This is a genomic window from Pseudomonas sp. KB_15, from assembly GCF_052114525.1.
Taxonomy (GTDB): domain Bacteria; phylum Pseudomonadota; class Gammaproteobacteria; order Pseudomonadales; family Pseudomonadaceae; genus Aquipseudomonas.
On sequence record NZ_JBFREX010000345.1, the window covers coordinates 1 to 371 of the forward strand.

Consider the following 371-nt stretch of genomic DNA (forward strand, 5'->3'; position numbering starts at 1 on the left):
CGCCTGGACGCCGCCGGCCGTCCGATTCCGCTGATCGCAGAGACCGGCGGCCAGAACGCGATGATCGTGGATTCGTCCGCGCTGGCCGAGCAGGTGGTGGCGGACGTGGTGTCCTCCGCCTTCGACTCGGCGGGCCAGCGCTGCTCCGCGCTGCGCGTGCTGTGCCTGCAGGAAGACGTGGCCGACCGCATCCTGGAAATGCTCAAGGGCGCGATGGGCGAGCTGACGCTGGCCAACCCGGACCGCCTCTCGACCGACGTCGGCCCGGTGATCGACGACGAAGCGCGTACCGGCATCGTCCGCCATATCGAGGCGATGCGCGCCAAGGGCCGCCGCGTGCACCAGGCCGATCCGGGCGCCGCGCAGTCCGC

At 72.0% G+C, this 371-nt stretch carries 1 protein-coding gene; it reads left to right on the forward strand.

Annotated elements, in window-relative coordinates; genetic code table 11:
* Positions 1–371, forward strand: a 371-nt coding sequence (locus AB4Z35_RS31215; protein WP_442101326.1) for an aldehyde dehydrogenase family protein, incomplete at both ends; no start/stop codon positions are given.